We start from the raw sequence: 350 nt of genomic DNA on the forward strand, positions 1-350 counted from the left end.
GGGCCGGCGCGGCGTGCCGGCCACCCCGGAAACCGTCTTGCTCACGAGCGGCGCGCAACACGCGCTGACGCTCACCGCCATGGCCTTGCTGGAGCCCGGCGACGTGGTGGCCGTGGATGCCCTGACCTACCCGGGCTTCAAGCTCGCCGCCGAAACTGGCCGGCTGGAACTCGTCCCGATTCCCGTCACCGCTCACGGGCCCGACCTCGACGCCCTGGAGGCGCTCTGCCGCCGCCGGCGCGTGCGTGCCGTGTACGCCATGCCGACGCTSCACAATCCGCTCGGCTGGGTGATGAGTGCCACGCGACGCCGCGAACTGGTCGCCATCGCCCGGCGGCATGGGCTGATGC

At 72.8% G+C, this 350-nt stretch carries 1 protein-coding gene; it reads left to right on the plus strand.

Annotation, left to right across the window (positions count from 1 at the left end; translation table 11 throughout):
• On the plus strand, positions 1 to 350 hold a 350-nt coding region (locus AC1DDH_RS20910), incomplete at both ends, for an aminotransferase class I/II-fold pyridoxal phosphate-dependent enzyme (protein WP_476956285.1).

It is taken from the genome of Arthrobacter sp. 10T425, from assembly GCF_056393985.1.